This is a genomic window from Streptosporangium nondiastaticum (assembly GCF_003011965.1).
GTDB lineage: Bacteria > Actinomycetota > Actinomycetes > Streptomycetales > Streptomycetaceae > Streptomyces > Streptomyces nondiastaticus.
The window spans coordinates 1-4108 of sequence record NZ_PXWG01000255.1; the positions used below are offsets into that span (position 1 = coordinate 1).

Annotated in this window: 4 protein-coding genes; 2 read left to right on the top strand and 2 right to left on the bottom strand. The window is 73.9% G+C overall.

Features of this window, described 5'->3' with window-relative positions; genetic code table 11:
* The coding region (locus tag B7P34_RS39145) for a hypothetical protein (RefSeq protein WP_435693998.1) at nt 1–463 on the bottom strand (463 nt) is incomplete at its 3' end.
* 279 nt (nt 464–742) lie between these two features.
* Between B7P34_RS39145 and radA the strand changes: the two genes are divergently transcribed.
* The gene (gene radA, locus B7P34_RS35270) at nt 743–2194 is read left to right on the top strand and encodes a DNA repair protein RadA (protein WP_106682208.1); all 1452 of its coding nucleotides are present in this window, start codon (nt 743–745) and stop codon (nt 2192–2194) included.
* Nucleotides 2195–2316: 122 nt separating this feature from the next.
* The gene (disA, locus tag B7P34_RS35275; protein WP_106682209.1) at nt 2317–3441 is read left to right on the top strand and encodes a DNA integrity scanning diadenylate cyclase DisA; all 1125 of its coding nucleotides are present in this window, start codon (nt 2317–2319) and stop codon (nt 3439–3441) included.
* Between the two features lie 151 nt (nt 3442–3592).
* Here disA and B7P34_RS37895 read toward each other — a convergent pair.
* Nucleotides 3593–4108, bottom strand: a 516-nt coding sequence (locus B7P34_RS37895; protein WP_223268576.1) for a hypothetical protein, incomplete at its 5' end; no start/stop codon positions are given.

Genomic DNA, 4108 nt, shown 5'->3' on the forward strand with positions numbered 1-4108 from the left:
GCGGGTCGGGCGGGGCGGGCGCCTCCCCCGCGGCCGCGCCGGAGGCGACGAGGCGGCGCAGGCAGGCCCAGCGGGCGAGGGCGTAGAGCCAGGGGCGGCGCAGGTCGTCGTCGGCGGGGGCGCGGTCGGCGCGCTTCTCGGCGAGGGCGAGGACCTCTCCGAGGGCGGCGGTCGCGGCGTCGTGCTCGCAGAGGACGGACAGGCAGTAGGTGAAGAGCCCGTCGAGGTGGGGGTCGTACTTCAGGGGCGGCTGTTGCGCGAGGGTCGCGTGCGGGCCGGGCGCGTCAGCGGTCCCGGGGCCGCTGACGGGGTCCGGCTCGCGGGCCGCCCGCGCCTCCGTCCCCGCCTCGTACCCCGGCTGAGCGGTCTGATTGTCCCGAGGCGCGCGGGCCTCGCGCGGCGCACCGCGGTGTGCGCGATGCGCGCCGGTGGCGTGCGGGCGGTGCTCTGGCCTCCTGGTCATCATCCCGGCGACGGTAGGCGGGTGACGGGCCGTTGCTGCCGCTGCCGACCCAGGTTTAACCCATTCGGGTGACGTTCTCCCACAAAATGGGGACACTGCCGCGCCGTCCCCCCTGTGTTTCCGGGGAGAGGGGCTCCGGGCAGCGGGAACAGCGCGAATGGACGGCTTCCGGGTTCTGGTAAAGGACCGCCGCGCGAAGGGCCGTCGTGCGGGGCGGGGCGGGCCGGGCGGCCGACCGGGCCGGCCGGGCTGTCAGTGGGGCCCGCTACGGTGGCTCGCATGGCTGCCCGTACCGCACGCTCGTCCGCCAAGGACCGGCCCTCCTACCGCTGCACCGAGTGCGGCTGGACCACGGTGAAGTGGCTCGGCCGCTGCCCCGAGTGCCAGGCGTGGGGCACGGTCGAGGAGTTCGGCGCGCCCGCGGTGCGGACGACCGCGCCCGGCCGCGTGTCCACCGCCGCGCTGCCCATCGGCCAGGTCGACGGCCGGCAGGCCACCGCGCGCAGCACGGGCGTGGACGAGCTGGACCGCGTCCTGGGCGGCGGGCTCGTGCCCGGCGCGGTGGTGCTGATCGCGGGCGAGCCGGGCGTCGGCAAGTCGACGCTCCTGCTGGACGTGGCGGCGAAGGCCGCCTCCGAGGAGCACCGCACGCTGTATGTGACGGGTGAGGAGTCGGCGAGCCAGGTGCGCCTGCGGGCGGACCGCATCGGTGCGATCGACGACCACCTGTACCTGGCGGCGGAGACGGATCTGGCGGCCGTGCTCGGGCACCTCGACTCCGTCAAGCCGTCGCTGCTGATCCTGGATTCGGTGCAGACGGTGGCCTCGCCGGAGATCGACGGCGCTCCGGGCGGCATGGCGCAGGTGCGGGAGGTGGCGGGCGCCCTGATCCGGGCCTCCAAGGAGCGGGGCATGGCCACGCTCCTGGTCGGTCACGTCACCAAGGACGGTGCGATCGCGGGCCCGCGCCTGCTGGAGCACCTGGTCGACGTGGTGCTGAGCTTCGAGGGCGACCGGCACGCGCGCCTGCGGCTGGTGCGCGGCGTGAAGAACCGCTACGGGGCGACGGACGAGGTGGGCTGCTTCGAGCTGCACGACGAGGGCATCACCGGTCTGGCCGATCCGAGCGGCCTGTTCCTCACCCGCCGCGACGAGCCCGTCCCGGGCACGTGCCTGACGGTGACGCTGGAGGGCCGCCGGCCGCTGGTGGCCGAGGTGCAGGCGCTGACGGTCGATTCGCAGATCCCCTCGCCCCGCCGCACGACGTCCGGTCTGGAGACGTCGCGGGTGTCGATGATGCTGGCGGTGCTGGAGCAGCGGGGCCGGATCAGCGCGCTCGGCAAGCGGGACATCTACAGCGCGACGGTGGGCGGCGTGAAGCTGTCGGAGCCCGCGGCGGACCTGGCGGTCGCCCTGGCCCTGGCCAGCGCCGCCAGCGACACCCCGCTGCCGAAGAACCTGGTGGCGATCGGCGAGGTGGGCCTGGCCGGTGAGGTCCGGCGGGTCACGGGGGTGCAGCGGCGGCTGGCGGAGGCGGCCCGGCTGGGGTTCACGCACGCGCTGGTGCCGGGCGATCCGGGGAAGGTGCCGAGCGGCATGCGCGTCCTGGAGGTGGCGGACATAGGCGAGGCGCTTCGAGTGCTCCCCAAGCGGGTACCCCGGGAGAACCGGCGCCGAGCCGGGTCGGACGCCCCGGCCGGGGAGAGCCCTGTCGGCCCTGTTCAAGCGTGAGGGGGCCCTCTTTAATAGGCTGGGCGCCCGAACACGCCAGTAGACTTTGCCCTGGTCTCGCCCGTACGTACGGAAAACCGGGCGGGCTGCGGCACCGTTGACCTTGCGACCGGAGGAGTGCAGTGGCAGCCAACGACCGGGCATCGGGCCCCGGCAAGGCCGGGGGTTCCTCCGGTGCCGACGGTCTGATGCGCGCCTCGCTGAGCGCCGTCGCGCCCGGCACGGCATTGCGCGACGGCCTGGAGCGCGTCCTCCGCGGCAATACGGGCGGCCTGATCGTCCTGGGCATGGACAAGACGGTGGAGTCCATGTGCACCGGCGGTTTCGTGCTGGACGTGGAGTTCAGCGCCACGCGCCTGCGCGAGCTGTGCAAGCTGGACGGCGCCCTGATCCTCGACAAGGACATCACCAAGATCGTGCGGGCGGGCGTGCAGCTCCTGCCGGACGCGTCGATCCCCACCGAGGAGACCGGCACCCGGCACCGCACGGCGCAGCGCGTCTCCATCCAGTGCGGCTTCCCCGTGGTGTCGGTCAGCCAGTCGATGCGCCTGATCGCCCTCTACGTGGACGGTGAGCGGCGCACGCTGGAGGAGTCCGGCGCGATCCTCTCCCGGGCCAACCAGGCCCTGGCCACCCTGGAGCGCTACAAGCTCCGGCTGGACGAGGTCGCGGGCACCCTCTCCGCCCTGGAGATCGAGGATCTGGTGACGGTCCGCGACGTGACCGCGGTCTGCCAGCGCCTGGAGCTGGTCCGCCGCATCGCCACGGAGATCGCGGAGTACGTGGTGGAGCTGGGCACCGACGGCCGCCTGCTCTCCCTGCAGCTGGACGAGCTGATCGCCGGCGTCGAGCCCGAGCGCGACCTCGTCGTGCGGGACTACGTCCCGGAGCCGACCGCCAAGCGCACCCGTACGGTCTCCGAGGCCCTCTCCGAGCTGGACTCCCTCACCCACCCCGAGCTGCTCGAACTGCCCATCGTGGCGCGCGCCCTGGGCTACAGCGGCTCCCCGGAGACGCTGGACTCCGCGGTGTCGCCGCGCGGCTACCGCCTGCTGGCGAAGGTGCCGCGCCTGCCGGGCGCGATCATAGAGCGGCTGGTCGACCACTTCGGCGGGCTGCAGAAGCTGCTGGCCGCCAGCGTGGACGACCTGCAGACGGTCGACGGGGTCGGCGAGGCCCGCGCCCGCTCGGTCCGCGAGGGGCTGTCGCGGCTGGCGGAGTCCTCGATCCTGGAACGGTACGTCTAGCCGGCGACGGCGGTACGTGCAGCCGGAGCGGTGCGCCCAGCCGTAGCCGTAGCCCTGGCCGTAACCCCGGCCCCGGCCCTGGCTCCGGCTCCGGCAGCAACTCCGGTCGGTGCGATTCGCCCGGCCGGGCGTCCCGTCGTACGTCCGGCCGTCAGTCCTTCTCCAGGGTGAATTCCACCTTTTCGGTGACGCCCGCAATCCTGACTTCCGCCCGGTACTTGCCGGTGCCCGCCGCCCCGTCGCCGGAAGGCGTCGCGCAGTGCGGTGCGCTGCGCTTGCGGTCCCATTCCACGGTGCGCTTCGTCTCACCCGAACCGGGGAGCTCCACGAGCACCGGACCCGTGGCGCGGGGGCAGTCGTCGGAGGCCCACACGCGGTCATCGCCGTCGATATGCGTGATCTTCAGAATCGCGGCGGTCGCCCCGAAGTTGACCTTGCAGGCGCTGCCGCCGGAGTTCTTCACCACGATCTCGAACTTCGGCTTCTCGTCGGGCCGGTAGGCGTCCTTGACGCTGCGGACCGCGAGCCGCACCGCGCCCGGCGAGCAGTCGGGCAGGGGCGAGCCGACCGGCACGGCTTTGCCGTCGCCGGTGCCGAGGGCGCCACCGCCGCCGGTCCCCGTCGTGCCGCCGCCGCCCGTGCCGGCACCGCCGGACCCGGACGCGCC